Here is a 25,898-nt window from a genome sequence, read left to right as displayed (position 1 = left end):
CGAAGGGCATCTTGGTGAGCACTGAAGCAGCATCGTCGGACCTCGGCGGCGTGTCGGGTTCGGTTCTGTCCATCTCCGACCTGAGCGTCTCGTTCCCGACCGACGAGGGCGTGGTCGACGCCGTCAAGGGCATCGGTTTCGACGTCAAGCCGGGTGAGATCGTCGCGGTGGTCGGCGAGTCCGGTTCCGGCAAGTCGGTGACCTCGATGTCGGTGCTCGGGTTGCTCCCGAAGACGAGCCGGATCGCGGGTGAGCTCCGCCTCGGCGAGCGCAACCTGGCCGATCTCAAGGAGAAGGAACTCCAGAAGATCCGCGGAAACCAGGTCGCGATGATCTTCCAGGAGCCGATGACCGCGCTGAACCCCGTCTACACGGTCGGCTGGCAGCTGCGCGAGGCGCTCCGCTCGCACCAGGACATCTCGAAGGAAGCCGCCGACAAGCGCGCCATCGAGCTGCTGGAGATGGTCGGCATCCCGAACCCGCCGCTGCGCTTCAAGCAGTACCCGCACCAGCTCTCCGGCGGTCTGCGCCAGCGCGTCGTCATCGCGATGGCGATCTCGTGCGACCCGAAGGTGATCATCGCCGACGAGCCGACCACGGCGCTCGACGTCACCGTGCAGGCGGAGATCCTCGGCCTGCTGCGCAAGCTGCGTGACACCCTCAACACCGCCATCGTGCTGATCACGCACGACATGGGCGTCGTCGCCGACCTCGCCGACCGCGTGGTCGTGATGTACCAGGGCAACATCGTCGAACAGGCGCCGGTGCGCGACCTGTTCGCGTCGCCGCAGGTGGAATACACGCGCAAGCTGCTCGCCGCGGTGCCCGTGCTGGGCCAGCGTCCCGAGGGCCGCCGCCTGCTCGACGATTCCGGCATCTCCGCCGACAGCGACGAGGCTTCGAAGATCGCCGAGGACATCCGTCTCGAGGACTCCGAACTCGCCGCGGTGATCGAGGAGAACGCGCCCGCGCTCGAGATCAAGAACCTCGTGCTGGAGTACCCCGGCCGCCGCGGTCAGGCGAAGAACCGCGCGGTGGACGACGTCTCGCTGAGCATCGCCAAGGGCGAGATCGTCGGCCTGGTCGGTGAATCCGGTTCCGGCAAGTCGACCGTCGGCCGCTGCGCGATCCGCCTGCTGACCCCGACCGAGGGCACCGTGTCGATCGCGGGCAAGGACATCACGAACATGTCGAACAAGGAGCTGCGCCCGCTGCGCCGCTACTTCTCGATCGTGTTCCAGGACCCGGCGTCCACACTGGACCCGAAGATGACCATCGGCGAGTCGATCGCCGAGCCGATGGTGCTGCACAAGTTCCTGCAGGGCAAGGCCCTGAACGAGCGGGTCGCGTCCCTTTTGGACAAGGTCGAGCTCGGCGGCCACTACCGCAACCGGTACCCGCACGAACTCTCCGGCGGCCAGCGCCAGCGCGTCGCCATCGCGCGGGCGCTCTCGCTGGACCCGGCGCTGCTGATCGCGGACGAGCCGACCTCGGCGCTGGACGTGTCGGTGCAGGCACGCGTGCTGGACCTGTTCCTGGACCTGCAGCGCTCGCTGCAGTTCGCCTGCCTGTTCATCAGCCACGACCTCGCCGTCGTCGACCTGCTGGCCGACCGCGTCGCGGTGATGCAGCACGGCAAGCTGGTCGAGGTCGGTACGCGGGACCAGGTGCTGCACTCGCCGCGCGAGGAGTACACCCGTCGTCTGCTCTCGGCCGCCCCGGTCGCGGACCCGGTGCTGCAGGCCGAGCGCCGCGCGGCCTGGGAGGCCGGCAAGCTGGCCCCAGTGGCCGACTGACGCTCCAGTAGTACGTGAGGCCCCCTTCGCCGCGTCTAGCGCGGTGAAGGGGGCCTTCGCGTACTTGGGGGCGGAGGGGTGCGGGCCATTCCCCCCTCGCCAAGTGTCCAGCCGCCAGTTCCACCCACAGAAGCGCGTGAAGGCCCCCTTCCCTCGGCTGAGCCGAGGGAAGGGGGCCTTCACGCGCTAAAGAGGGCCTTACGCCTTCATCCGGCGCTGCCGCGGGTCGAAAGCGTCCCGCAGGCCGTCACCGATGAAGTTGATCGTCAGCGAGATCAGCACCAGCACGATGAACGGGCCGAAGAACAACGCAGGCCGGTTCTGCAGCTGCGAGTAGTTCTCGAGGATGACGCGGCCGAGCGAGGTGTCCGGCAGCTGCACCCCCAGCCCGATGAAGGACAGCGCCGCCTCGATCAGCACGGCCTGCGCGATCGCGAGGGTCGCGTTGACCGTGATGAGACCGACCATGTTCGGCACCAGGTGCTTGAACACGATGTGGAACGTCCCGGCACCGGACGCGCGGGCGGCGTCCACGAATTCACGCTGGGACAACGACATCGACTCGGCCCTGGCGATCCGCGCGATCGGCATCCAGCCGAAGGCGGCCAGCACGATCGCGACGATGTACCAGGTACCGCCGCCGAACACCTTCGCCAGGATGGCGGCGGCGGCGATCTGCGGAACGATCAGGAACAGGTCCGTCACCCGGGAGATCGCCGAGTCGGTGAAGCCGCGCAGATATCCCGCCATGGCACCGAAAATGGTGCCGATGGTGGTGGCGACGATCGACACGATGAGCGCGATCAGGAGCGAGTACTGGGTGCCGCGCAGGATCTGCGACACCATCTCCTTGCCGACCTGCGTCGTGCCGAGCGGGTAGTCCCCGCTGGGCTTGGCGAAGGACGGGAAGGAGCTGTCCTCGTAGTCGTACGGCCAGAAGATCGGCATGATGATCACGGTCAGCACGAGCAGCAGCAGGATCGCCGTGCAGACCATCGCCAGCTTGTGCCGCAGGAACTTGCGCAGGACCAGCTTGCCCTGGCTCCGGGGCTCGGGCAGCGCCTCCGCGGGAAGCTTGCCTTCGGCGGCGGCCGCGGAGTCGTCCGCCGCGATGAGGGAGTTCAAGTCAGCCAACGCGAATCCTCGGGTCCAGGATGCCGTACATCAGGTCGGCGATCAGGTTGGCGACGATGATGCTGCTGGCGATGAGCACCAGCCACCCCATCATCACCTGAGTGTCGTTCTTGACCACGGCTTCGACGAGCAGCTTGCCCATGCCATTCCAGTTGAACACCGACTCGGTGATGATCGCGCCCGAAAGCACGGCACCGAAGTTGACGGAGAACAACGTGGTGACCGGGATGAGCGCGTTCCGGAAGGCGTGCCGGAAGATGACCCGGCCGTTGCCGAGGCCCTTGGCACGCGCGGTCCGCACGTAGTCCGCGTTCAGCGTCTCCAGCATCGAAGCGCGCTGGAACCGGCTGTACGCGGCGAAGCTGATCGCCATGATGGACAGGGTGGGCAGCAGATACGCGCCGACATAGCTGGCCAGGAAACCGCCAGGTCCGTCGAAGTTCAGCGATTCCGGACTCGTGGTGCGGATCCAGGGATTACCGAGCACATCGGACAGTCCCAGATCCCGTACCCAGCCGTTGAACTGGATCGCGTAGCCCTTCAGCACGATGGCGACACAGAAGATCGGCATCGAGAACAGCAGGAAGGCCAGCGTGGTGGCGACGTAGTCGATGATCGAGTACTGCTTGACCGCCGCGACCACACCGACGAGAACGCCGAGGATGAGCGCGAGGATCTCGGCTCCGACGACGAGCTTCAAGGTGACCTCGAACGCGGCCATGACCTTCGGGAACACCGGGGCCTGCGCGTTGCCCTGGGCGATGGAAACGCCCCAGTCGCCGGTGATGAAGTTGCCCAGCCACGAGAAATACCGCGGGATGATGCCCTGGTCGAGCCCGAGCCGCGCCGCCGTCTCCGCGAGTACCTGCGGGTTCATGGCCGGGTTGCTCTTCAGCTCGGCGAGCGGGTCGCCGGTGCCGGCGACCATGATGAAACACAGAAAAGTCCCGACCAGCAGGACGGGAATCGATATCGCCAGACGGCGAAGAATGTAGATCACCAGGTTCAACGAACTGCTCCTCATCCGGGCCTGGTCGCCGAAGTGCTGGACCGTCGCCCGGTTGTCCACCGTAGTGGCGGTAACCCTACGGTCAACAGCTACTTCCGGCGGGTAGGGGGGCCCGGCTTGTGGCCGGACCCCCTTACCACCTCCGATTGCCTCGGCGAGAGGTGAAAAAGCGGGGCCTAGACCCTACTTCTTCTCCCACTCACCGGCGTTCCACAGGACACCGTTGTACGACTGCATGTAAGTGCGGTCGATGCCCTTGAACGCCCACATGGACGGGGTCTGGAACAGCGGCAGCGTCGCGTACTCGTCCGCGATCGCCTGGTCGGCCTTCTGGTAGCTCTCCAGCTGGACGGCCTCGTCGGTGGCCTTGACGGCCGCCTCGAACGCGGAGTCGATCGTCGGGTTGGACAGGCCCTGGTAGTTCTGGCTGCTGTCGTCGACCCGGGTGATGTAGATCGACTTCTGCTCGGCCTTGAACGGAGCGGCGGACCAGCCGAAGAGCGCGGCGTCGTAGTCGCTGGCCGCGAGACGGCCACCCTTCAGGAAGTTCGCGTCCTGGTCGTCCGTGATCTCGATACCGGCGAGCTTGGCCTGCGAGATGATGATCTCGACGGTCTGCTGACGGCGGGCGTTCTGGTTGTGCGAGATCTTGAACGACGCGCGCTGGCCGTCCTTGGCGAAGATACCGTCGCCACCCTTGACCCAGCCGGCGTCGGACAGGGTCTTGGCGGCGGCTTCGGCGCCCAGACCGGCCTTGCTGCTGTACAGGTCCTTGAAGCCCTGCTCGCCCGGCATGAACACGATGCTGTTCAGCGGGGTCGCGTCGGCCTGGACCTCCTTGAGGAGCTTGTCGGTGATCTCCTGGCGGTTCACGACCTCGAAGAACGCCTTGCGCAGGTTCTTGTCCTTGAACATGCGCTTGTAGTTGAGGTCGATGTGCTCGAAGGTCAGCTGCGAGGCCGAACCGTAGGTGACGCCCTGAGCGGAAAGGCTCTTCAGGGTGCCGGCGGCGGTGGCGTCGGGCTGGGTCGAAGCGGCGACGTCGATCTCACCGTTCTGCAGCGCGGTCGCCATGGCCTTGGTGTCCTCCATCGCCTTCACGACGATCTTGGAGGGGCCACCCTTGCCACCGATCCAGTTCGGGTTCTTCTCCAGCGTGACGGCCTTCTGGTTGGCGTCGAACTGGGTGATCTTGTACGGACCCGAAGCCGGCATGTCCTCGGCCTTGAACTGCTTGAAGCCGTTCGTCCAGAAGTCACCGGCGGCCTTGAGCTGGGCCGCGTCGCTGGTCGGGGTCAGCTTCGTGATGTCCGGGACGTTCGCCTTCTTCTCGACGATGTGCGCGGGCATGATCGCGGTCGAGTTGAAGAGACCCTTGTAGTCCAGGTACGGCTCGGTGTACTTGGTCTCGAAGGTCAGGTCGTCCTTGCAGGTCGCCTGGTTGATCAGCTGGTAGCCGGTCGTCGAAGCGGCGAGGAAGGCCTGCTTGCCATCGGAGGTCTTGGCGGCACCCGAGTGCGACAGCCACGACAGGTACATGTCGTCACAGTCGAACGCTTCGCCGTCGGACCACTTGACGTTCGGCTTGATCTTGTAAACGACGGTCTGCGGCGACTTGGAGGTGACCTCCCAGGAGTCGAACACGTCGTTGTTCAGCAGCACCTTGTTGTTGCCGTCGAGCACATCGGCGCCGGCGAGCACGGCGGTCAGGATGTAGGTGTTGTACGACGTGTTGGTGTCGGGCGTGTCGTTGTTGTAGCCCGAGTACCCGTCGTCGATACCCACGGTGACGGTGCCCTCGTACCCCTTGAGGTCCGCGAGCTTGAAGTTTTCGCCGTTCTGCGCCTTGCCGGTCGCCATGCTCTTGATGTCGGTAGACGACCCGTTCTGGTCGGAACTACCGCTGTCGCCACCGCTGCATGCGCTCAGCACAAGCGCGGAGGCCGCGACCAGCGACCAGGCGGAGACTGCCTTGGACTTCCTCATGAAGTGTGCCCTCCTAGCACTGGGTTCCTGAGATCGGAACAGGACCCCACACCGCTCCGGTGAGATGGCCCGGAGCCTATGACACGCCAAGCAACCTCATTTGGCGCACTGCGGGTGCACGCTAGAAAGGAAATGCACGAACAGTCACCAGTTCCGGGGCGATCGTGACCAAAGGGTAACTTCCGGCTGACTTCGAGAAATATATTGGTTACCAGGAGGAATCAGTCCGCCACTCGAACGTGCCGGGAAAGGTCACCCTCCGGCGCGAACTTGACCGCGATTCGGCTACTTCGGACCGCGCGTCCAGTTCACCGCCGACCCGAAAGGGCCCACCATAGGAGGACCAGCGGTTACTCCGGAAATACCAGAGCCGATGGCGAGGGTATCGGCCAGCTGGAACAACGGAATGGCAACATTCCGGCGCCACAATTCCGGTTCGAGGGTCGAAAGCGCGTCGGCGGCGGGCGTGGTGCCGGTCAGGGCCGCGTCGATCGACGGCTGCAGGGCCGGGTCGCAGAAGCCCAGCGGGTTCCCCGGCACGACCGCCTTGGTCTTGTCGGCGAGCTGATCAGGACGGCAGCCGAAGGCCGACGCCAGCACCGACGCGGCGTCCGCACCGCCGGTGGCCTGGCCGATCACGGCGATGTCGATGCCGACGTTGCCCGCGCCCTCCGCCGTCGTCTGCTGGATCCCGTTGAGCACCGGCATGGCCAGCAGCGTCGAGAACAGCTCCCTCGGCTGCGGCGCGATCGCGTTGACCTCGATCCCCGCCGCCACCAGTTGCGCCGTCAGCTCCTTGGCGATCGTCGCGTACGGCTCCTGTTTGGCGGGCGAGGCGACGACCAGCGAAAGGTTCTTCCCGTTCTTGCGCCAGGTCCCGGCTTCCTTGGTGTACCCGGCGGACTTGAGCAGCTCCTCGCCCTTGGCGGGGTCGGCCGTCGACGGCGGGCCGGGCGCCGGGATCGTCGGCTGGAAGCCAGTGCCCGACGGGACGCGGACCTGGGCGTCGGCGCGGAGTTTGTCCGACGGGCCGCCCTCCGCCGCCTCGGTGATCAGCTTGCCGCGGTCGATCAGCGCGGTGACGCCTTCGCGGACCCGGGGATCCGACAGCGTCTGGCTCACCGGCCGCAGGAGGATCTGCGCGACCGTCGGCCGGGCGACCGTGTGGAGCTGGACGGCGGACCCCAGTTCGCCGAGCCGTTTGAGGCCGGTGCCGCCGGTCCTGGTCATCACGAACTGGTCGTTGCCGCTGCGCAGAGCGGCCAGGGTGCCGTCCTCGTCGGCCGCTCGCAGCACGATCCGGTCCAGCGCGGAGGGTTTCTCCCAGTAGCGCTCGTTGCGCTCCAGGATCACCTCTCCGCGCGCGGTGTCGATGCTCTTGATCGAGTAGGGGCCGGCGACGGCCGGGAAGGTGGTCGCCAGCGCGCCCTGCCAGCCGTTCGGGGCGTCCTTGAGCAGATGGGCGGGCAGGAGGTTCGCGAACAGCGTCTGCCAGCCGGGGTACGGCTTGCTGAAGCTGACCTCGACCCGCTTGCCGCCTTCGCGCGACTGGATGTCGGAGATCAGGCGGTAGCCCGCGGCGCCGATGACGCCGGGCTGGTCACGCATGGCCTCGCGGAGGTACGCGAAGTCCTCGGCGGCGATCGGCGCGCTGTCGGACCAGGAGGCGTCCGGCCGGATCGTGTACGCGACCGTGAACGGCTGTTGCGAGACGACTTCGGCGGACTTCATCAGGTTCTTGTCCAGCTCGACGCTGCCGTCGTCCTTCGGGCGGAACACCGACGGGAGCAGAAGCTGCGAAAGCGCCGACGTCACCTGGGAGGCGTCAGCGAGGTTGTGCGGGTTGTAGCCGCCGAGGACATCGTCGACACCCACGACGACCTGCGAAGGCGTCTTCGTGGTCGAGGAGCTCACCGGGGAGGCCGAGGAGCTGACCACGGGTGGCGGCGGGGTGTTGCTGCAGGCGGCGAGGAGCACGGTCGCGCACGCCAATATGGGCGCCGCTGTGGTCACTAACCGCACGCGTGAATCCTCCTGGTTTGTCCCTCGCCATGCTGCCACGATGATCCGTACCGCCGCTGCGAGATTCCCATATCGGCCCTGTCGTCGCCCGACCGGATGCCGTCCCTCCTCCGGTGGACGTGCGGGAGGCCCGGGAGGTTCCTGCTCAGGTCATGGGAAAACGCTTAGCTTCGCGAACTAGCCGCCAGCTAGCTTGCCGGGGTGACCAAACGCGCGCTCGTCCTCGTGGTCGTGCTCATGTCCACGTTCACCTTCCCGCTGACCATCACGGGCGCGTCGGTCGCCCTGACCGACATCGCGGACGACCTGGACGCCGGTCTCGCGGCCACCCAGTGGGTCGTCAACGGGTACAACGCCTGCTTCGCGAGTTTCCTGGTCTTCGCGGGTTCCCTCGCCGACGTGCTGGGCAGACGGCGGATCTACGTGGCGGGTCTCGCGCTGTTCGTCGGCGGCGGGATCGCCTGCACCGTGGCCGGGAACATCGTCGTGCTCGACGTCGTCCGCCTGATCGCCGGGACCGGGGCCGCCGCGGCGGTGACCGGCGGGCTGGCGATCCTCACCGAGACCTTCCAGGGCGCGGCGAGGACGAGGGCGTTCGGTCTGGTCGGGACGGTGCTCGGGATCGGGCTCGCGTTCGGGCCGTCGATCGGCGGCCTGCTGGTCGATCTGCTGGGCTGGCGGGCCGTCTTCGGTGCCCCGGCCGCCGTGGCCGCCCTCGTGCTGGCGCTGACGCCGCTTCTCCCGGCCGTTCCCGGTACGGCCGGGCGCCGGATCGACTGGGCGGGCGCCGGGCTCTTCACGGGCGCGATCATGCTGCTGATCTTCGCGCTGGTCGAAGCGGGCGAACTCGGCTTCGGACATCCGCTCGTCGTCGGCGGCCTGCTGCTGGCCGCCGTACTCGCGGTGGTCTTCCCGTTCGTGGAGCGGCGGCGCGCGGATCCGCTGTTCGACCTCGCCCTGCTGGCCAACCGCGGCTTCACCTCGCTCGCCGTCGCGGCGGGCGCGCTGGTGACCATCCTGGTGCCACTGCTGGTCTACCTGCCGTCGTACCTGATCGAGGTCGTGCGGCTCAGCGCCGGGGAGGCCGGGCTGTGGCTGCTGATGCTCACCGCGCCGACCGTGCTGTTCCCGGCCGTGGGTGCCGCGCTGGCGCGACGGCTACCGCCGTCGTGGTTCGTCGCGGGCGCGGTCGCCGTGAGCGGGGCGGGCGCCTTTCTGCTGATGACCATGAACGCGTCGTCCGGGGTGCTCTCGTTGCTCGCCCCGCTCGTTCTGGTGGGGGCCGGCACGGGATTGACGATGGGATTACTGGACGGTTTGGCAATCGGTTCCGTCGGCCCGGAACATTCCGGAACGGCGGCCGGAATGTTCACCACCGCGCGATTGGCGACGGAAACGATCGCGATCGCGGTTGTCGGTGCCGTTCTCGCGTCGATTACCGGAGGGAACCTGTCCGGCGAGTCCTATACGGACGCATTTCGGATCGTTTGTTTCGCGCTGGGTTGTGTGGGGGTTCTCGGCACGGTCTCCGCGGCCGTCCTCTCACCGCGCCGGGAAGCCGTTCCGGTGATGTGAACGCGGGTCCAAAAAGGAACGCGGAAAAACGCGGGAAATCGTATTTCTCACCGCAGGAGCCCGATCAACTACTGAGAGTAATGCTCCGAACTTTCTGATCATGGCCGACCGTCCATACAGGACCGTGCGGCGGAGGATGTCCGGTTGGTGCCTTCTGCGCGGTTCGCGGCCATCCTGACCGGTTCGTCCCGGGAGTCCGTGAACCGTCCACAGAGGTACATGAAGGCCCCCTTCCTTGCGCCTGGCGCAAGGAAGGGGGCCTTCATGTACTGCGAGCTGCGGGAGACTAGCCCCGGTTCTTGTTGCGGTTGCGCTCCTTGGCGCGCTGGTTGACGTCCAGCGTGACCTTGCGGATCCGGACGACGTCCGGCGCGACCTCGACGCACTCGTCGACGGAGCAGAACTCCAGCGCCTCTTCCAGGCCCATCTTGCGCGGGCGGGCCAGCGTCTCCATCACGTCGGCGGAGGACTGACGCATGTTGGTCAGCTTCTTCTCCTTGGTGATGTTGATGTCGAGGTCCTCGGCGCGCGGGTTCTCGCCCACGACCATGCCCTCGTACACCTCGGCGCCCGGCTCGACGAAGAAGGTGCCGCGGTCGGCCAGCTGGATCATCGCGTAGGCGGTGATCGGGCCGGAGCGGTCGGCGACCAGCGAACCGGAGTGACGGGTGCGGATCTCGCCCGCCCACGGGAAGTAGCCCTCGAACACGTGGTTCGCGATACCGGTGCCGCGGGTCTCGGTGAGGAAGTCGGTGCGGAAACCGATCAGGCCACGCGCCGGGAGGACGTAGTCGAGCTTGATGCGACCCGAACCGTGCCCGCCCATGTGCTCCATGCGGCCCTTGCGGGCGGCGAGGAGCTGCGTGATGCCACCGAGGTGCTCCTCCGGGGCGTCGATCGACAGGCGCTCGAACGGCTCGTGCAGCTTGCCGTCGATCATCTTGGTGACCACCTGCGGCTTGCCGACGGTGAGCTCGAAGCCCTCACGGCGCATCTGCTCGACGAGGATCGCCAGCGCCAGCTCGCCACGACCCTGGACCTCCCAGGTGTCGGGGCGCTCGGTCGGCAGCACCTTGATGCTGACGTTACCGATCAGCTCCTGGTCCAGCCGGGCCTTGACCAGTCGCGCGGTGACCTTGTCGCCACCGCTGCGGCCCGCCAGCGGCGAGGTGTTGACACCGATGGTCATCGAGATCGCGGGCTCGTCGACGGCGATCCGGGGCAGCGCCTCGGGGTTCTCGACGTCGGCCAGCGTGTCACCGATGGTGATCTCGGGGATACCGGCGATGGCGACCAGCTCGCCCGCGCTGGCCTCGGTCGCCGGAACGCGGGTGAGCGCCTCGGTGACCAGCAGTTCGGAGATCCGGACGTTCTGGATGGTGCCGTCCTCACGCATCCAGGCCACGGTCTGGCCCTTGCGCAGGTTGCCGGAGTGGATGCGGATCAGCGCGATCCGGCCGAGGAAGTTCGACGCGTCGAGGTTGGTGACCAGTGCGCGCAGCGGGCCTTCCTTGTCCGCGAAGGGCGGCGGCACGTGGCGCAGCAGGGTCTCGAACAGCGGGTCGAGGTTCTCGCTCTCGGGCACCGCGCCGTCGGCGGGCTGCTCGAGGCTCGCCTTGCCTGCCCGTGCGGAGGCGAAGACGACCGGCAGGTCGAGGATCGCGTCGAGGTCGGCGTCCTCGATGTCGCCCGCCAGGTCGAGAAGCAGGTCGTGGGTCTCCTCGACGACCTCGGAGATCCGGGCGTCGGGGCGGTCGGTCTTGTTGACCACGAGGATCACCGGCAGACCGGCTTCGAGGGTCTTGCGCAGCACGAACCGGGTCTGCGGAAGGGGGCCCTCGCTGGCGTCCACCAGCAGGACGACGCCGTCGACCATGGCGAGGCCGCGTTCGACCTCACCGCCGAAGTCGGCGTGACCGGGGGTGTCGATGACGTTGATGGTCACCGGGCCGTTCTCGGTCTCGCGGTGGATGGAGGTGTTCTTCGCGAGAATGGTGATGCCCTTTTCCCGCTCGAGCTCCCCGGAGTCCATCACGCGGTCGACGAGTTCGGCGCGCTCCTCGAAGGCGCCGGACTGCCGGAGCATGGCGTCGACGAGGGTCGTCTTGCCGTGGTCGACGTGTGCGACGATGGCGACGTTGCGCAGGTCGGGCCGTGTCTTGCCGGAAAGGCGGCCGGCATCGACTGCGGTGGCGCTGGCTGCGGGCACGCGAAGGCTCCAAAGGTTTCAAGTTCGGGTGTGGTGCCCGCGCCGCCTCGAGTGCTCACTCACGCGATCGAGTAACGTCGGCCGACTTTGGCCATACGCGGACCACACCAGGGTACCTGTAGCCGAACTGTGAGCACCCCCACGCCCCAAGATCGGTTAGCCTCACCTAACGTGAGAGGGCGTGGCGGGCGCCGCCGACGGAGTCCGACGAGGAGCGCGAGTGGGCAAGAAGAAACCCGACGACCCGCACAAGCTCGTGCGCAAGTGGATGAAGTCCGGCAAGGTCAAGAAGAAATGCTGCCGGTCCAAATCGCGCTGCGGGAAATGCCCCGTTCTCGCACTGAAAAAGGCGAAAACGAAGATCGCGAAAGCGGCCTGACGAGGACGCCGGAAAGATCGTCAGCGCACCACCGCCTCGTTGACCGCCCGCAGTTCCGGCGCGGTCCGGGTCGGCGAGAACTCGATCACCTCGTAGGCGGCCATGTGCTTGACCGAGAACGGGTCGGTCGCGAGGATCGCGTCCAGCTTTCCCCTGGCCATGGGCCTGGTGATGATGACGCCGCCGATGCGCGGGTTGCGCCTGCCGGAGGCGAGGAAATGCCCGTGCTCGTACTGCTTGGTCAGCCACTCGGCGTGATCAGGGAGCACATAGTCGATTTCTTCGATGGGTGCTGTGTAAGTCAGCAGGACGACATACATGAGATGACGGTAGACCCCGATCCCTAATGTGACAGGCGTACTGCCCCGGCCGATATGAAGTGTTGACGCGACATGCCCGGAATGAGTGACTCACCCCTTATTCCACGTCGCGTGTAGTCCTCTGGATGCGGTGGTTCGATGCCGAAGCACCGCATCCAGAGGACTACACGCGCGGGCTGCGGTACCCTCGCCGGTATGCGCGCGCAGAACGCCCAGTGGTGGCCGCCCTCCGGCGGCCCCGAAGTCCTGCGCTGAACCAGACGAGCGCACCACCAGGCCGCCCCACCGGGCGGCCTTTTTCGTGCCCGGACCCTGGGGCGGCCCGAATCCGGAAGGAAGAAGGCAGATGATCAGGTTGTCCGGGATCACCCCGTCCGGCCACGTCCACGTCGGGAACCACCTGGGGGCCATCTCCCGCTGGGCGGACGAGGGCGGGCCGGACGACCTGTACTTCGTCTCCGACCTGCACGCCATGACGAACTCGCACAATCCGGCCAAACTGCGCTCGATGGCCTCCGAACAACTGGCCGTGCTGATCGCGGCCGGGATCGAGCCGGACCGGGTGTTCGTGCAGTCCGACATCGCCCGCGAGCTGGGCGCGCTCAACTGGGTCCTCGAATGCACCTGCAACTACGGCGAGGCCGCCAGGATGATCCAGTTCAAGGAGAAGTCGAAGGGCCGCGCCGGGGTCCGGCTGTCCCTGCTGACCTATCCGGTGCTGATGGCGGCCGACATCCTCCTGCAGGGCGCGGACGAGGTGCCGGTCGGCGAGGACCAGCGGCAGCACGTCGAGCTGGCGAGAACGCTGGCGAAGCGGTTCAACTCGACGTACGGCGACGTGTTCACCATGCCGAAGGCGGTGCTGCCGCCCGCCGGGGCACGGGTCATGGACCTCGCCGAGCCGACGCGGAAGATGTCGAAGTCGACGAAGGAGGAGGCCGGGGTGGTCTTCGTCCTCGACGAGCCGGACCAGGTCCGGCGGAAGGTCAAACGCGCGAAGACCGACGGCGGCTCGAAACCGGCCTACGCGCCGGAAACCCGGCCGGGCATGGCGAACCTGCTGGACATCCTCGCGGCCTGCGTCAAGGAGAAGTCCGAAGTCCTCGCCGACCGGTTCGACTCCTATGGCCAGGTGAAGGAGGCCGTCGCCGACGCCCTCATCGAGGAGCTGCGGCCGGTCCGGGAGCGCGCGCTGGCGCTGCTGGCCGACCCCGGTGAGCTGGAGCGTGTCCGCAAGGCGGGTGCGGTCCGGGCGGCGGAACGGGGTGAGCACCGGCTGCAGTCCGCGCTGCGGCTCATCGGCGCCGGCTGAAGTTCCGTGAAGGACTCCTTGAGGGGCTCTGGGGCCCTCAAGGAGTCCTTCACGGAATTGGGAGCAGGGCGTGCAGGGCGGGCAGGAGGACGCGGTCCGCGGGCAGCCAGTCCAGGTCGTCGAGGTCGCGCGCGGAAACCCACCGGACGTCCTCGTGCTCCACCGCCCGAGGCTCGTCCCCCGCCGCGACCAGCGAAGCCGCGTAGATCCGCAGCACCTTCCCGCCCGGCAACGGAACGTCGTCGCCGACCCGGCCCCCGATCGTCACGACGACGTCGAGTTCCTCCAGGCATTCGCGCGCCAGAGCGGCCTCGTCGCCTTCGCCGTCCTCGACCCGTCCGCCCGGCAGTTCCCATTGCCCGGCGTGGTCGGCGGGCCAAGCCCGCTGCTGCGCCAGCAACTGTCCGTCCCGCACGATGGCGGCGCCCACGATCACCACGGGCACACCCTACGACCGCGCCGCCTGCCAGACGATCTGGAAGCGCGCCCCGCCATCGGGTGACTCGCCGACGCGCACCCGGCCACCGCGCCGCCGGACGGCCTCCGCGACCATCGCCAGCCCCAGCCCGGTGCCACCGGAGGACCGCGCCCGCGAATCGGAGACGCGATAGAACCGGTCGAAGACCCGCTCCCGGTGTTCCGGCTCGATCCCCGGCCCGTCGTCGTCGACCACCACCCGCACGGTGGAGCGCGCCGCGAGCACCGACACCACGATCTGCCCGCGCGCGTAGCGGCAGGCGTTGCGCAGCAGGTTGCTCAGCACCAGTTCGACCTCGGCGTGCGTGGCCAGCGCCCAGGCGGTGCCGACGGTGCCGCTCACCCGGATCTCCGGCGCGTCCGAAGACACCCGGGTCATCCGCGCGACCGCCGCCCGCACCTCGCTCACCAGCTCGACCGGTTCCGCGGGCGGGACCTCCCCCGCGTCGGACCGCGCCAGCGCCAGCAGCCCGTCGAGCAGCGCGGAAAGCCGTTCCGCCTCCTCGAGGACGTCCGACAGCGTCTCCTGGGCGAGGTCGGGATCGGGATTGGTGACCGCGACCTCGGCCTGCACGCGGATCGAAGCGACCGGCGACCGCAGTTCGTGCGCGGCGTCCCCGGTGAACCGCCGCAGCCGCTCGGCGCCCTCCTCCTGCCGCGCCAGCAGCGCGTTGAACTCCTCGGCCAGCGCGCGGAGTTCGTCGTGCGAATCCGGCAGCGGCAACCGCGCGCCCGGCGGGAGCGCCCGCACCGAACCGCGCATCCGGGCCACCGGCCGCAGCGCGAACCGCACCAGCAGCCATGTCGCGATCCCCGCGCCCACCGCGCCGACGGACGCCACCACGAACAGCCAGAGACCGCCTGAGTGCACCGCCGTCGCGAAGCCGACCAGCCCCGCCCCCGCGACGACGAGCCGCTGCTGGCCGTCGGGCGCGGTGACGACTGTCCCGGCCCATCGCCAGCTGTGCTCACCGCCGGTCGTGATCGATTCCCCCGCCTTCAGCGCGCGGATCTCGGCCGGCCCGAGGTTCGCGGGCGGCAGACCGTCCACCGGCCCGCCCCCGGTGTCGAGCACGCGGACGGTGACCGCCGATCCCGACGGCGTCCGCCCGGCGGCGACATCGGCGGTCGCGGTACCCAGCTGGGCTCCGAGTTCGTCGTCGACCGAGCCGATGAGCAGCGGCTGGAGATTGTCACCGGCGACCGCCGCGAGCCCGAGCAGGAAACCGAGCGTGACGGCCGCCGCGAGCAGGGTGATCCGGACCTGGAGCGAGCGGCGGCGCCACCAAGACGGCGAGCCGATCACCCCTGTCCCGCCGGTGCGATGACCTCGTCGAGCTGCGGATCCGAGGCCAGGTAGCCGTGCCCGCGCACGGTCCGGACCAGGGCACCGGCGCCGACGGCGTCGAGTTTGCGGCGCACGTAACCGACGTAGACCTCGACGACGTTGCGGGTCGCGGCCTGTTCGTCACCCCAGACCGCGCGGAGCAGTTCGTCCTTGGTGACCACCGTTCCCGCCCGGCCCGCCAGCACCTCCAGCAACGCGAACTCGCGCGGGCTGAACGCGACCTCGATGCCGTCGTAGCGGACTTGCCGCAGGCTCCGGTCGACTTCGAGCGCGCCGATCCGCAGCGGCCCGCGGGTCGCGTCCGGCGATGTCCGCCGCAGCACCGCGCGCACCTGCGCGACCAGGACGACGAACGAGAACGGCTTCACGAGGTAGCCGTCGGCGCCGAGGTCGAGGCCGTCGGCCTGGTCGACCTCGCCGTCCTTCGCGGAGATCATCAGCACCGGCGTGGTGACGCCGAGCGCCCGCAGCCGTTCGAGCACGCGGTAGCCGGAAAGGCCGGGAAGCATGATGTCGAGCAGGACGACGTCGAAGGACCCCGTCTGCGCGAGCCGCAGCCCGCTGGGCCCGTCCGCCGCCGTGACCACGTCCATGTCCTCGGCGCGCAGCCCGCGCAGCAGCGCCTTGCGCACGCCGGGCTCGTCGTCGACCACCAGTACTCGAGGTTTCACGTCACTCATCATTCACGGTTTCACCAGCTCACGCGCGACCTCTCAGCGCCATCTCAGCTCGGGCGGCGGAGTCTGAGTGGTGTCTCAGCGTTTCCGGGGAAGCGTTGTCGCCAAGACCCGAGCACACTGGGGTTCGGGGAAACAGGGAGAGACAGCATGGATCCGAAGAGGAAGGCCCTCACCGCGGCGGTGGTGGGGACGGCACTGGGTGTCGGCGGGCTCGCCGTCGTCGCGATGCCCGCCACCGCGGGTGACGCGCCCGTCTTGCCGCAGATCAGCGCCGAGGAGCTGGTTCAGTCCACGCTCAACGCCAAGCCGTCGTCGTTCGACGGGAAGGTCAAGGTCAGCAACGACCTCGGCCTGCCGCAGATCGGCAGCACGCTGCCCGGAGTGTCGGCGCTCAGCATCGACTCGGCGCAGGTCTCGACCGACGGCGCGGGCAAGAGCAAGGTTTCGCTGACCGAAGGCTCCTCCCAGCAGACCATCGTCAAGAACGGCGAGACCGTCTGGGAGTACAACTCCAAGGACAACTCCGCCACCAAGATCACCATCCCGCCGGAACTGGCCAAGGAGCACAAGGGCGCCGTCGAGGGCCAGGCCGTCGACCCGGCCACCGCGGCCGCCGAACTGCTCGGCAAGGTGCGCGAGAGCAGCACCATCGCCGTCGACGGGACGTCGTCGGTGGCCAACCGCTCCGCCTACGAGCTGGTGCTGACGCCGAAGCCGACCGAGCGGACGCTCCTGCGCGAAATCCGCGTCGCGGTCGACTCGCAGACGCGGCTGCCGCTGCGGCTGACGGTGCTGGCCAACGGCAACGCGTCACCGGCGTTCGAGGTCTCGTTCAGCGAGATCAACTTCGCGAACCAGCCCGCGTCGAACTTCGAGTTCACCCCGCCGAAGGGCGCGAAGGTGACCGAGAAGACCGCCGAGGTCGACCCGAAGAGCCGTGAGCTCGCCGAGCAGGCGAAGAACGACGTCAAGGTCGTCGGCGACGGCTGGGACACCGCGATCACCGGCAAGATCCCGGCCGACGCGCTGGCGAAGGCCGGTAGCGCCAAGGACGAGGAAGGCCGTCAGGTCGACCCGAAGGCGCTGCTTTCGCGGTTCGCCAAGCCGGTCAGCGGCGCGTGGGGCAGCGGCTGGCTGGTGACCACCAAGGTCGGCAGCGGTGTGCTGACCGACGACGGCCGGTACGCCGTCGGCGCGGTGCCGGAGCAGGTCCTCTTCGAGGCATTGGCCGCGAAGTGACCACCACGTTCGAGGCCGGGGCGGACGTCTCCCAGGAGGCGTCCGCTCCGGCGGTACCCATGGCGGCCCGCACCAGGGGCCTGCGCAAGGTCTACGGCCGCACGGTGGCCGTGGACCACGTCGACCTCGACGTTCCCGAAGGCGCCGTGCTGGGGATGCTCGGCCCCAACGGTTCGGGCAAGACGACGACCATCCGGATGCTGCTCGGTCTGGTGCGCCCCACCGAGGGCGAGGTCGAACTCTTCGGCAAGCGGATGCCCGACGAGGCCGCGCACGCGCTGCCCGACGTCGGCGCGCTGGTCGAAGGACCGGGCTTCCACCCTTTTCTGTCGGGGCGGGAGAACCTGCTGCGCGCGGCCGCGGCCGAACCGAGGCTGGCTTCGGCCGGAATCCCCGGAGCGGTCGACGCGGCGCTTGAGCGGGTCGGCCTGAGCGGCGCCGCGAACCGGCGCTACAAGGGGTATTCGCTGGGGATGAAGCAGCGGATGGGGCTGGCGAGCGCGTTGCTCGTGCCCAGGCGGATGGTCGTGCTCGACGAGCCGACCAACGGCCTCGACCCGGCCGGGACACGGGAGATCCGCCGGATCATCGGCGAACTGCACGCCGACGGCGTCACCGTGCTGGTGTCGTCGCATCTGCTGGCGGAGGTCGAGGCGACCTGCACGCATGTCGCGGTGCTCCAGTCGGGGAACGTGATCGCCCAGGGCGAGCTCTCGGAACTGCTGGAGTCGGGGAACGCGGCGCTGCTGGTGCGGACGCCGGACGCCGAACTCGCGGTGGAGACGTTGCGGGAGCACAGGATCGGCAGCAGGCTCACCCCGGACGGCGTCCGCGTGGACCTCACCGCCGCCGAGGCTCCCGACGTGCTGCGGCATCTGGTGACGGCCGGGGTGGCCGTGCACGAGGCGGCCAGGGCACGGACCGGACTGGAAGACCTGTTCGCCCGGCTGACCCAGCCGGAGTCCACTGTAGACGGTGAGGGGGAGTCGTGACCCACGCTCTGGCCGCGGCACCCGCGGCGAGGACCGGCCAGGACAGCGTCGGCCTGATCCGGCTGTACCGCGCCGAACTCCGCTGGATCTTCCGGCGGCCCCGCACGCTGGCCGTACTGGGCCTGCTCGCGCTGATCCCGGTGGTCATCGGCGTCGCGCTGACGCTCGTCGACCCGGCGGAGACGAGCGGCGGCGGTGGTGGCGGCGGGGACGGCGCGCTGCTCGCCTCCGCGGTCAGCAACGGGTTCATCCTCCCCGTGGCGGCACTGACCATGACGCTGGGGCTGCTGCTTCCGCTCGCTTCGGCGATGGCCGGGGCGGACGCGATCGCCGGCGAGGCGGCCCACGGGACGCTGCGCGGCTGGCTGATCGCGCCGGTCGGCCGGGGCAGGCTGCTCGCGATCAAGGCGTTCGGCGTCGCGACGGTTTCGACGATCGCCGTGCTGGCCATGACGTTCACCGGTTTCGTCACCGGCCTGGTCATCAGCGGCACCGACTCGATGTTCACCCTCACCGGCTCGACGCTGAGCGTCTGGGACGCGCTGGGCCGCATCCTGCTCGTGGCCGCATGGGTGGTCCTGCAACTGTGGGCGGTCGGCGCGGTCGCGCTCGCGATCTCGGCGTTCACCGAACATCCGATGCTGGTCGTCGCCTCGGTGCTGGCCGGGACGATCGTGTTCACCATCCTCGGCTTCCTGGACGCGGTCTCGTGGCTGCATCCGTTCCTGCTCAACGAGAACTGGGCACAGGCACCGGCCTCGGTACTGATGGACCCCCTCGACACGGCGATGCTCGGCGAAGGCGCCCTGCGCGCCGCCTGCTACATCGCCATCGGACTCTCGATCGCCTACGCGAGGCTCACCACCCGAGACGGGTGACGCGACTCCCGCGTTTCGTCCTCTCGATGCGGTAGTTCGCGTACCCAACTACCGCGTTCAGAGGACGAAACGCGGAAGTTGGGCGACGCCGTCCGGGTCCAGAGCGAGCCGGACGGTGTCGCCGGGGCGCAGATCGGCGGTCACCGGCGCGACGGCGTCTACAGTGGACAGGTCGCCACCGGGTGCGACAGCGTCTACAGTGGACAGGTCGCCGCCGGGTGCGACGACGAGCCGCACGTGCTCCCGCCGGTGCACCACCGCCGTCACCTCACCCTCGACCCCGTTCTCCGCGACCCTCAGGCCATGCGGCCGCAGTCCCAGCCGGACCGGGCCGTCCTTGACGTCGGGAAGCGTGACGTCACCGAGCGCGGTCCGCACCGTGCCGCCGGACGCCTCGCCGTCGACGAAGGTCGTCACGCCGAGGAAGCGCGCCACTCCCTCGTCCACCGGCTGCCTCCAGACGCGGCGCACCGCGCCCTCCTGGCGGATCTCACCGTCGTCGAGGACGGCGACCCGGTCGGCGAGCGTGAACGCCTCTTCCTGATCGTGCGTGACCAGCAGCGCGGTGATCTTGTTGCGCCGCAGCAACGCCGCGAGGTCGATCGCCAGCTGTTCCCGCAGTCCGGCGTCCAAACCGGACAGTGGCTCGTCCAGCAGCAGCAACCGCGGTTCCGGCGCCAGCGCGCGGGCCAGGGCCACCCGCTGCGCCTGCCCACCGGACAGTTCGGTCACCCGCCGTCGCTCGTAACCGGCGAGTCCGACCAGGTCCAGCAGCGCGCGCACCCGCCCGGTGTGCTCGGCGCGCGGGACGTCGTGCATCCGCAGGCCGAACGCGATGTTCGCGGCGACGTCCTTGTGCGGGAACAGCTGCCCGTCCTGGAACACCAGCCCGAACCCCCGCCGGTGCACCGGCACGCCGGAAAGGTCCTCGCCGTCCCAGCGCACCGTGCCCGAGGTCAGCGGCTCCAGCCCGGTGATGGCCCGCAGCAGCGTCGACTTCCCCGAACCGGACGGGCCGAGCAGGGCCAGCACCTCGCCGTCGGCGATGTCCAGCCGGGCGTCCTTCACCGCGGCGAAAGATCCATAGTGGACGGTCAGATCCCGTACCGACAGCGACACTAGAACTCCCCTACCGAATTCTGCCCGCGGACCGCGCCGAACCGGTCGATCAGCACCACCGCCGCCACGGTCACGATCATGAGCAGCGCGCAGGCCGCGTAGGCCATCTGGTTGTTCAGCTCACCCGGGCGTGAGATCAGCGTCGCGACGGCGACCGGCAACGTCGGCGCGTCCGGCCTGGCCAGGAAACTCGTCGCGCCGAACTCGCCCAGCGCGACCACGTAACCGAAACCGGCCGCCGCGACCAGCGATCGCGCCGTCAGCGGGAGGTCGATCTCCCGCCACACCCGTGCGGGGCTCGCACCGAGCGTCGAGGCGGCCTGCCGCAGCCGGACGTCGACCGACCGCAGCACCGGCAGCACCATCCGCACGATCAGCGGGATGATCACCAGCGCCTGGGCGAGCGGGACCAGCAGCGGCGACGTCCGCAGGTCACCGGGAAGCGCGTCGAGCGTGATGAGATAGCCGAAACCCACGGTCACCGCGGACACGCCCAGCGGCAGCATCAGGGCGGCGTCCATCGTCTCGCCCATCCCCCGCGCCAGCCTGCCCGGTGTGCGCCGCAACGCCACCAGCACCACCGAGGCCAGCACCCCGACGATCATCGCGAGCAACGTGGCGTCGAACGCCGTCCGCAGCGACATCGAAGCCGCGTCCCAGCCGGAAACCTGGAGCGCGCCACGGGTTCCCCGGCTGCCGAGGGCTTCGTACCCCGCCAGGCTCCAACCGTCCGAAGTGGACACCGACTCGACGAGCAGCGCCACGATCGGCGTCATCAGCAGCGCGATCACCGCCAGTCCCGTCCCGGCGGCCCACCACTCGCCCCCGCGGGGACGGCGGGCGGTCTCACTCCGCGCCCGCAGCCGCACCACGTTCTCACGGCGGCGCCTGGCGAGCGCGCCCACGACGAGCGCGGCGACGACGGCCGCGAACTGCACGAGCGACAGCGCGGCCGCGCCGGAAAGGTCGAGCAGTTCGACCGTGCGCAGGTAGATCTCCGTCTCCAGCGTCCGGTACTTCGCCCCGCCGAGGATGAGCACGACCCCGAAGCTGGTGGCGCAGAACAGGAACACGACGGCCGCGGCCGACGCGATGGCAGGCGCGAGCGCGGGCAGCGTGACCGTGCGGAAGGCACGCCACGGCGACGCGCCGAGTGCCCGTGCCGCGTCCACGGTGCGCGGGTCGAGATGGCTCCACAGCCCGGAAACCGTGCGCGCGACGACGGCGACGTTGAAGAAGGCGTTGGCCAGCACCAAGGGCAGGAGCCCGCCGTCGGGCCAGAGCGCGCGGAAGGCGAGGCCGACCACGACGGTCGGCAGCACGAACGGCACCAGCACGAGCGTCCGGACCAGCGCCACCCCCGGCAGCCGCACCCGCGCGAGAAGGAACGCCACCGGCAGGCCGGCGAGCACCGCGACGACCGTTGAAGCCCCGGCACTGGCGAGGGTGAATCCGGCGAGGTTCCAGGTCAGCGGTTCACCGATGGCCGCGGCGACCCCGCCGGAGCCGAAGCCCCGGCCGATGATCGCCGCGACCGGCCAGGCGAAGAACACCACGAGGAAACCGAGCGGCAGCACGGCGAGTGCGGCCAGCCCGGCGCCACGCGGAGTCAGCCTGGTGGTGTTCAGCCTTCGAACAGCGTGCGCCACTGGGCGATCCACTGCTCGCGCCCGGCCTGGATCTTGGCCGGTTCGAGCGTCTTCGGCTGCTGCGGCAACGGCGCTGCCTGCGCCCAGCCCTGCGGAAGCTCGACGCCCTGACGGGCCGGGTAGACGTACATGTTGCTCGCCACGGTCACCTGGAACTGCTGGGACAGCAAGAAGTCCACCACCTTGCGGGCCTTCTCGACCTGCTTGCCGCCCGCCAGCACGCCCGCGTACTCGACCTGGCGGTAACAGGTGTCCAGCAGCGCCTTCGTGCGCGGCTTGCCGTCTTCGCCGATCTCGGCGGCAGGCGACGACGCGTAGGAGACGGCGATCGGCCGCGGGCCCTTGCCGGAGGAACCGGAGAATTCCTTGGTGTATGCCTCTTCCCAGCCGCTGACCGTCTTGAGGCCGTTGGCCTTCAGCTGCGACCAGTAGCCCTGCCAGCCCTGCTCGCCGAACTGGGCGATGGTGCCGAGCAGGAACGCCAGACCCGGCGACGAGGTCGCGGGGCTCTCGGCGACCATCAGGTCCTTGTACTTGGCGTCGGCCAGGTCCGCGAACGACTTCGGCTCCGGGATCCCCTTGTCCGCGAAGTACCGGGTGTCGATGTTCACGCAGACGTCGCCGAGGTCGACGGCGGAGAGCCGGTGCTCGGGGTCGATCGAGTAGCGCTGGGGGCCGCGATCGGCCTCCGGGCTGGTGTACTGCTCGAACACACCCTCGCCGAGCGCGCGGGAGGCGAACGTCGAGTCGATGCCGTACGCGACGTCGCCGATCGGATTCGCCTTGGTCAGCACCAATTTGTTGGTCAGCGCGCCCGCGTCACCCTGCTTGAGCACGGCGATCTTGATCCCGGACTGCCGCTCGAACGCGTCGAGGACGTCCTGCGGGGCGAGCCACGAATCGTGCGTCACCAGGGTGACGGTCGTCGGCCCCTGCGGGCCCTCTCCCGAGTTCCCGGAGAGCGAGCAGCCCGCGACGAGGGCGGCCACCGTGCCAGCCGCAACGAGCGTGCGGAGGGCGCGTTTCATCTAGCCTCCTACGTTTTCAAGGGGGGACCCGTGGCAAACGTGCAGCGTAGCCGACGGCGTACCACCATGGAGTCATGGCGGAAATCTTGAACGACACACAGGCCGACGAAGCCGTGACGAAGCTCTCCGGCTGGACGCGCGACGGCGTCACGATCGAGCGGACGGCGAAGCTGCCGAGCTTCCCGAAAGCCATCGAAGCGGTGGACAAGGTGGCCGAACTGGCGGAGGCGGCCGACCACCATCCCGACATCGACATCCGCTGGCGGACGGTGACGTTCCGGCTCAGCACCCACTCCGCCGGCGGGCTGACGGAGAAGGACTTCGCGCTTGCCTCGCAGATCGACGGGGTACTCGACGGCATGTGACGTCCGCGACGATCGCGCCACGTCGCCGCTTCTCGGACGTCCTTCCAGTAGGGAACAACGAGAAAGGACGAGTGATGACGCAGGCGATCGTGGTGGGGTTCTCGGCATTCGGCGCGATGGTGGCCGCTGCGGCCGGGGTGCTCTGGTACACGGCCCGCGAGCGGCATCACCAGCACGATCAGTGACCTTGATCACACTGGTTCCGCGCAAGTAACGCGGAGGCTGATCAACGCGCTGTTCCCGGCGGACCTGTCGCTTCTCTCCCCCGGGGAACCGCCGTGAACAACGCCTCCATCACCGCCGCGCAGCGCGCCTGGGTGACCGTCTTCGCCACCGCCATCACGCTGCTGGCGATCGTCGTGCTGGGCCTCCTCGGCTAAGCCGAGTACGCCTCACGGGCGGCGACAAGCTCCGGAAGGTGCTTCGCCGCCCACTCACGGCATGCCTCCATCGCCGGGAACAGCGTCCGGCCGAGTGCGGTGAGTTCGTACTCCACCCGTGGCGGCGTCTCGTCGTACGCCGTCCGCGTGATCATGCCGTCGCGCTCCAGGGCCCTCAGCGTTTCCGTGAGGACCTTCGAGGTGACACCCCGCAGCGGTACTCGCAGTTCGGAGAACCGGCGCGGCCCCTCTTCCAGGCACAGCACGACCAGACCCGCCCATTTGTCGCCGATCCGGAACGGCGTCAGATTCGACGGGCAGCCGGGCGCGAACATGTCGGGGCGCAAAGGCTTCACCCCTTCGAAGTTACCCGCGTCCACGCCGCCAGATCGGCCGCGGCTTCCCGGTAGGTGCGCGAGCCGGTGGACATCGCGATCACCAGGTCGTAGGCGTCGTCTTCCGGCGCGTCGAGATCGTGTCCGTTGAGCCCGTAGAAGACGAACGTCGCCATCCAGGAAAGACGCTTGTTTCCGTCGACGAGCGGGTGGTTGCGTACGACCGACTCCAACAGGACCGCGGCTTTTTCGTGCAGCGTCGGATAGGCATCCTGGCCCATCAAGGAAGCCTGTGGCCGGTGTGCGGCGGAGTCGAGCAGCCCTAAGTCACGGACTTTGGGCACCCGGAGATCTTCCGCGAGCGTCAGGAGGTCTTCGACGGTGAGATACTCGATCACTGGGCGAGACGGTCGAGCAGAGCGGCATAGCGCTCTCGGCCGTCCTTCGACAGCGCCCGGACACGATCGTCGCGAACGCGGCGCCCGGCGGCCTCGGTGATGGCGCGGACCGTGGCTTCGTGCTTGCTCACGCCGTCGGCCTCGGCCAGCAAGGCGAGAGCGCGCTCCTGCTCGTCGTTCAACCTCAGGGTCATGGCCATGCCGTCGATGATACCACTCTGGTAGCACGCCCCTGCGCGTATTTTCCCCGGGTGAGCGTCGAGACCCTCGGATACTCCGAACACCGCCAGGTGTGGCACCGCTTCTACGCGGACTTCGCCTTCCGGCCCAGCACGGACCGGTTCCAGTGGCCCGGGATCAGCGAGCCGTCGGGTTCGGTGACCTGGAGCCTGACCGCCCTCGACGACGACCCGGAGCACCTGCGGCTGGACCGGCTGGTTTCCGTGGTCCGACGGGGCCTGACCGCCTGCGCCGACGAGCTGTACGCGCTCGATTGGCACCACGACGCGTACCGGTTCCCGACCGCCGCGAAGGACTGGCCGCTCAGCCCGTTCCCCGACGGCGACTACTACATCTACCTCACGCCGGACTTCCGGCTCGGCACGTTCGGGCATCCGTGGGAGTACACGCTCTGCGTGTTCGGCGAAGCGCTGGTGACGGCGATTTCGGCGGAACTCACCGAAGTCCTCGGCGAGCCTCTACGCAGGTCCGCGTAGACCGGATTGCCGCTTCCGGGCCGACGCGCCGCACGGCCGGTGGGCGCGACTCTTCAGTGGCCATCCGAACCAGTGAGGAGATCCACCATGAACCGTTCCACCGCGGCCGTCGCCAACGCCTTCTTCCTTTTCCTCGGCGTCGCCGGCCTGATCGTCCAGATCGTCTCGGGCGTCCCCGGATTCCCCGACGTCCCGCCCGGCCCGTTCATTCTCGGCGTGACCGGGATCCTCGTCCTGACGTTGTCCGCCCGGTTCCGCTGGATCCTCTTCCTCGGCGTCGCCGCACCGGTGTTCATCCTGGTCGGCGCCCTGCTCGAAGGCTCCTTCTGGGGACGGCTCGCCGACGTGGGCGACTTCGGCCCGTTCGCCGGGACCGCGCTGCTGATCGGCGGGGTGATCGCGGCCGCCGCCTGCGGTGTCGCCGCCGTCTCGCAGGCCTACCGCCGGGTGGCCGTGCGCTGAACCGGAAAAAGGGGACGATCGGAGGTTGCTCTCCGCGCCTCGCGTCTCTTAGCTACTCGAACGAAGGTTCTTCGAGAAGTGAGGGGTGTT

25 protein-coding genes are annotated in these 25,898 nt (G+C 68.8%); 10 read left to right on the top strand and 15 right to left on the bottom strand.

Annotated elements, in window-relative coordinates; genetic code table 11:
- The first annotated feature begins 14 nt into the window (after nt 1-14).
- A complete protein-coding gene (locus L324_RS12405; protein ID WP_051173868.1) occupies nt 15-1,796 on the top strand; it encodes an ABC transporter ATP-binding protein in 1,782 nt (593 codons plus the stop codon).
- 198 nt (nt 1,797-1,994) lie between these two features.
- Here the strand turns inward: L324_RS12405 and L324_RS12400 are convergent, their stop codons facing one another.
- From L324_RS12400 to L324_RS12385, 4 genes are all read right to left on the bottom strand, one after another.
- Nucleotides 1,995-2,921, bottom strand: coding sequence for an ABC transporter permease (locus L324_RS12400; RefSeq protein ID WP_037306546.1), 927 nt, complete (start codon nt 2,919-2,921; stop codon nt 1,995-1,997).
- A gap of 1 nt (nt 2,922) precedes the next feature.
- Nucleotides 2,923-3,939 carry an ABC transporter permease gene (locus L324_RS12395; protein WP_037306827.1) on the bottom strand — a complete coding sequence of 339 codons (1,017 nt, stop codon included), beginning with the start codon at nt 3,937-3,939 and terminating at the stop codon, nt 2,923-2,925.
- Nucleotides 3,940-4,122: 183 nt separating this feature from the next.
- Nucleotides 4,123-5,925, bottom strand: a complete 1,803-nt coding sequence (locus tag L324_RS12390; RefSeq protein ID WP_037306545.1) for an ABC transporter family substrate-binding protein — start codon at nt 5,923-5,925, stop codon at nt 4,123-4,125.
- Between the two features lie 285 nt (nt 5,926-6,210).
- Nucleotides 6,211-7,920 (bottom strand): ABC transporter family substrate-binding protein, encoded by a 1,710-nt coding sequence (locus tag L324_RS12385; protein WP_438938449.1) that lies wholly within the window; start codon nt 7,918-7,920, stop codon nt 6,211-6,213.
- Nucleotides 7,921-8,148: 228 nt separating this feature from the next.
- On the opposite strand from L324_RS12385, the gene L324_RS12380 reads away from it, so the two are divergent.
- Nucleotides 8,149-9,522, top strand: coding sequence for an MFS transporter (locus L324_RS12380; protein ID WP_037306543.1), 1,374 nt, complete (start codon nt 8,149-8,151; stop codon nt 9,520-9,522).
- Nucleotides 9,523-9,808: 286 nt separating this feature from the next.
- On the opposite strand, the gene typA is transcribed toward L324_RS12380, so the two are convergent.
- On the bottom strand, nt 9,809-11,731 hold the full coding sequence (gene typA, locus L324_RS12375; RefSeq protein WP_037306542.1) for a translational GTPase TypA: 1,923 nt from the start codon (nt 11,729-11,731) through the stop codon (nt 9,809-9,811).
- Between the two features lie 220 nt (nt 11,732-11,951).
- Between typA and L324_RS43075 the strand changes: the two genes are divergently transcribed.
- Nucleotides 11,952-12,110, top strand: coding sequence for a hypothetical protein (locus tag L324_RS43075; protein ID WP_162835861.1), 159 nt, complete (start codon nt 11,952-11,954; stop codon nt 12,108-12,110).
- A gap of 20 nt (nt 12,111-12,130) precedes the next feature.
- Here the strand turns inward: L324_RS43075 and L324_RS12370 are convergent, their stop codons facing one another.
- Nucleotides 12,131-12,430, bottom strand: a complete 300-nt coding sequence (locus L324_RS12370) for a YciI family protein (RefSeq protein WP_037306541.1) — start codon at nt 12,428-12,430, stop codon at nt 12,131-12,133.
- 346 nt (nt 12,431-12,776) lie between these two features.
- On the opposite strand from L324_RS12370, the gene trpS reads away from it, so the two are divergent.
- Entirely contained in the window at nt 12,777-13,742 is a 966-nt protein-coding gene (gene trpS, locus L324_RS12365; protein ID WP_037306540.1) for a tryptophan--tRNA ligase, read from the top strand.
- A gap of 49 nt (nt 13,743-13,791) precedes the next feature.
- Here the strand turns inward: trpS and L324_RS12360 are convergent, their stop codons facing one another.
- From L324_RS12360 to L324_RS12350, 3 genes are read right to left on the bottom strand one after another with little or no spacing between them, the layout of a single operon-like run.
- Nucleotides 13,792-14,181 carry a (deoxy)nucleoside triphosphate pyrophosphohydrolase gene (locus tag L324_RS12360; protein ID WP_037306539.1) on the bottom strand — a complete coding sequence of 130 codons (390 nt, stop codon included), beginning with the start codon at nt 14,179-14,181 and terminating at the stop codon, nt 13,792-13,794.
- A gap of 9 nt (nt 14,182-14,190) precedes the next feature.
- Entirely contained in the window at nt 14,191-15,525 is a 1,335-nt protein-coding gene (locus tag L324_RS12355) for an ATP-binding protein (RefSeq protein ID WP_037306538.1), read from the bottom strand.
- Nucleotides 15,522-16,250 (bottom strand): response regulator transcription factor, encoded by a 729-nt coding sequence (locus L324_RS12350; RefSeq protein WP_037306536.1) that lies wholly within the window; start codon nt 16,248-16,250, stop codon nt 15,522-15,524. Before L324_RS12350 ends, L324_RS12355 begins: the two co-directional genes overlap by 4 nt.
- A gap of 144 nt (nt 16,251-16,394) precedes the next feature.
- On the opposite strand from L324_RS12350, the gene L324_RS12345 reads away from it, so the two are divergent.
- Genes L324_RS12345 through L324_RS12335 form a run of 3 tightly spaced genes read left to right on the top strand, consistent with a single transcriptional unit; the run spans nt 16,395 to nt 19,356 of the window.
- On the top strand, nt 16,395-17,486 hold the full coding sequence (locus L324_RS12345) for a LolA family protein (RefSeq protein WP_037306535.1): 1,092 nt from the start codon (nt 16,395-16,397) through the stop codon (nt 17,484-17,486).
- Nucleotides 17,483-18,478 (top strand): ABC transporter ATP-binding protein, encoded by a 996-nt coding sequence (locus tag L324_RS12340; RefSeq protein ID WP_037306534.1) that lies wholly within the window; start codon nt 17,483-17,485, stop codon nt 18,476-18,478. Before L324_RS12345 ends, L324_RS12340 begins: the two co-directional genes overlap by 4 nt.
- Nucleotides 18,475-19,356, top strand: a complete 882-nt coding sequence (locus tag L324_RS12335; protein ID WP_037306533.1) for an ABC transporter permease — start codon at nt 18,475-18,477, stop codon at nt 19,354-19,356. The genes L324_RS12340 and L324_RS12335 overlap by 4 nt, the downstream gene beginning before the upstream one ends.
- A gap of 57 nt (nt 19,357-19,413) precedes the next feature.
- Here L324_RS12335 and L324_RS12330 read toward each other — a convergent pair whose 3' ends face one another.
- Genes L324_RS12330 through L324_RS12320 form a run of 3 tightly spaced genes read right to left on the bottom strand, consistent with a single transcriptional unit; the run spans nt 19,414 to nt 23,152 of the window.
- Nucleotides 19,414-20,475 carry an ABC transporter ATP-binding protein gene (locus L324_RS12330; protein ID WP_037306532.1) on the bottom strand — a complete coding sequence of 354 codons (1,062 nt, stop codon included), beginning with the start codon at nt 20,473-20,475 and terminating at the stop codon, nt 19,414-19,416.
- Nucleotides 20,475-22,052 carry an ABC transporter permease gene (locus tag L324_RS12325; RefSeq protein WP_037306825.1) on the bottom strand — a complete coding sequence of 526 codons (1,578 nt, stop codon included), beginning with the start codon at nt 22,050-22,052 and terminating at the stop codon, nt 20,475-20,477. The genes L324_RS12330 and L324_RS12325 overlap by 1 nt, the downstream gene beginning before the upstream one ends.
- Before the next feature lie 47 nt (nt 22,053-22,099).
- Complete coding sequence (locus L324_RS12320; protein WP_037306530.1) at nt 22,100-23,152, bottom strand: thiamine ABC transporter substrate-binding protein; 1,053 nt, start codon at nt 23,150-23,152, stop codon at nt 22,100-22,102.
- Between the two features lie 74 nt (nt 23,153-23,226).
- Between L324_RS12320 and L324_RS12315 the strand changes: the two genes are divergently transcribed.
- A complete protein-coding gene (locus tag L324_RS12315; RefSeq protein ID WP_037306529.1) occupies nt 23,227-23,517 on the top strand; it encodes a 4a-hydroxytetrahydrobiopterin dehydratase in 291 nt (96 codons plus the stop codon).
- A 376-nt stretch (nt 23,518-23,893) separates the two neighbouring features.
- Here the strand turns inward: L324_RS12315 and L324_RS12310 are convergent, their stop codons facing one another.
- The 3 genes from L324_RS12310 to L324_RS12300 are packed head-to-tail and all read right to left on the bottom strand — an operon-like array spanning nt 23,894 to nt 24,830.
- On the bottom strand, nt 23,894-24,232 hold the full coding sequence (locus L324_RS12310; protein ID WP_037306528.1) for a winged helix-turn-helix transcriptional regulator: 339 nt from the start codon (nt 24,230-24,232) through the stop codon (nt 23,894-23,896).
- A 17-nt stretch (nt 24,233-24,249) separates the two neighbouring features.
- Nucleotides 24,250-24,630: a type II toxin-antitoxin system death-on-curing family toxin gene (locus tag L324_RS12305; RefSeq protein WP_037306527.1), complete on the bottom strand. Its 381-nt coding sequence runs from the start codon at nt 24,628-24,630 to the stop codon at nt 24,250-24,252.
- Nucleotides 24,627-24,830: a hypothetical protein gene (locus tag L324_RS12300; protein ID WP_037306526.1), complete on the bottom strand. Its 204-nt coding sequence runs from the start codon at nt 24,828-24,830 to the stop codon at nt 24,627-24,629. The genes L324_RS12305 and L324_RS12300 overlap by 4 nt, the downstream gene beginning before the upstream one ends.
- 51 nt (nt 24,831-24,881) lie before the next feature.
- Here L324_RS12300 and L324_RS12295 point away from each other — a divergent pair, with 51 nt between their 5' ends.
- Nucleotides 24,882-25,346: a DUF2716 domain-containing protein gene (locus L324_RS12295; protein WP_037306525.1), complete on the top strand. Its 465-nt coding sequence runs from the start codon at nt 24,882-24,884 to the stop codon at nt 25,344-25,346.
- An 87-nt stretch (nt 25,347-25,433) separates the two neighbouring features.
- A complete protein-coding gene (locus L324_RS12290; RefSeq protein WP_037306524.1) occupies nt 25,434-25,808 on the top strand; it encodes a hypothetical protein in 375 nt (124 codons plus the stop codon).
- Nucleotides 25,809-25,898 lie beyond the last annotated feature (90 nt).

It is taken from the genome of Amycolatopsis orientalis DSM 40040 = KCTC 9412, assembly GCF_000478275.1.
GTDB classification, from domain to species: Bacteria; Actinomycetota; Actinomycetes; order Mycobacteriales; family Pseudonocardiaceae; genus Amycolatopsis; species Amycolatopsis orientalis.
The sequence above is the reverse complement of the archived record's forward strand: the minus strand, read 5'-3'. Positions and strand labels throughout refer to the sequence as shown.

Bases quoted from the DNA above. Each gene is read 5' to 3' on its own strand.
- L324_RS12390 (WP_037306545.1), bottom strand. From the start codon at position 5,925: ATGAGGAAGTCCAAGGCAGTCTCCGCCTGGTCGCTGGTCGCGGCCTCC.
- L324_RS12370 (WP_037306541.1), bottom strand. From the start codon at position 12,430: ATGTATGTCGTCCTGCTGACTTACACAGCACCCATCGAAGAAATCGAC.
- trpS (WP_037306540.1), top strand. From the start codon at position 12,777: ATGATCAGGTTGTCCGGGATCACCCCGTCCGGCCACGTCCACGTCGGG.
- L324_RS12350 (WP_037306536.1), bottom strand. From the start codon at position 16,250: ATGATGAGTGACGTGAAACCTCGAGTACTGGTGGTCGACGACGAGCCC.
- L324_RS12345 (WP_037306535.1), top strand. From the start codon at position 16,395: ATGGATCCGAAGAGGAAGGCCCTCACCGCGGCGGTGGTGGGGACGGCA.
- L324_RS12320 (WP_037306530.1), bottom strand. From the start codon at position 23,152: ATGAAACGCGCCCTCCGCACGCTCGTTGCGGCTGGCACGGTGGCCGCC.
- L324_RS12315 (WP_037306529.1), top strand. From the start codon at position 23,227: ATGGCGGAAATCTTGAACGACACACAGGCCGACGAAGCCGTGACGAAG.
- L324_RS12310 (WP_037306528.1), bottom strand. From the start codon at position 24,232: ATGTTCGCGCCCGGCTGCCCGTCGAATCTGACGCCGTTCCGGATCGGC.
- L324_RS12300 (WP_037306526.1), bottom strand. From the start codon at position 24,830: ATGGCCATGACCCTGAGGTTGAACGACGAGCAGGAGCGCGCTCTCGCC.
- L324_RS12290 (WP_037306524.1), top strand. From the start codon at position 25,434: ATGAACCGTTCCACCGCGGCCGTCGCCAACGCCTTCTTCCTTTTCCTC.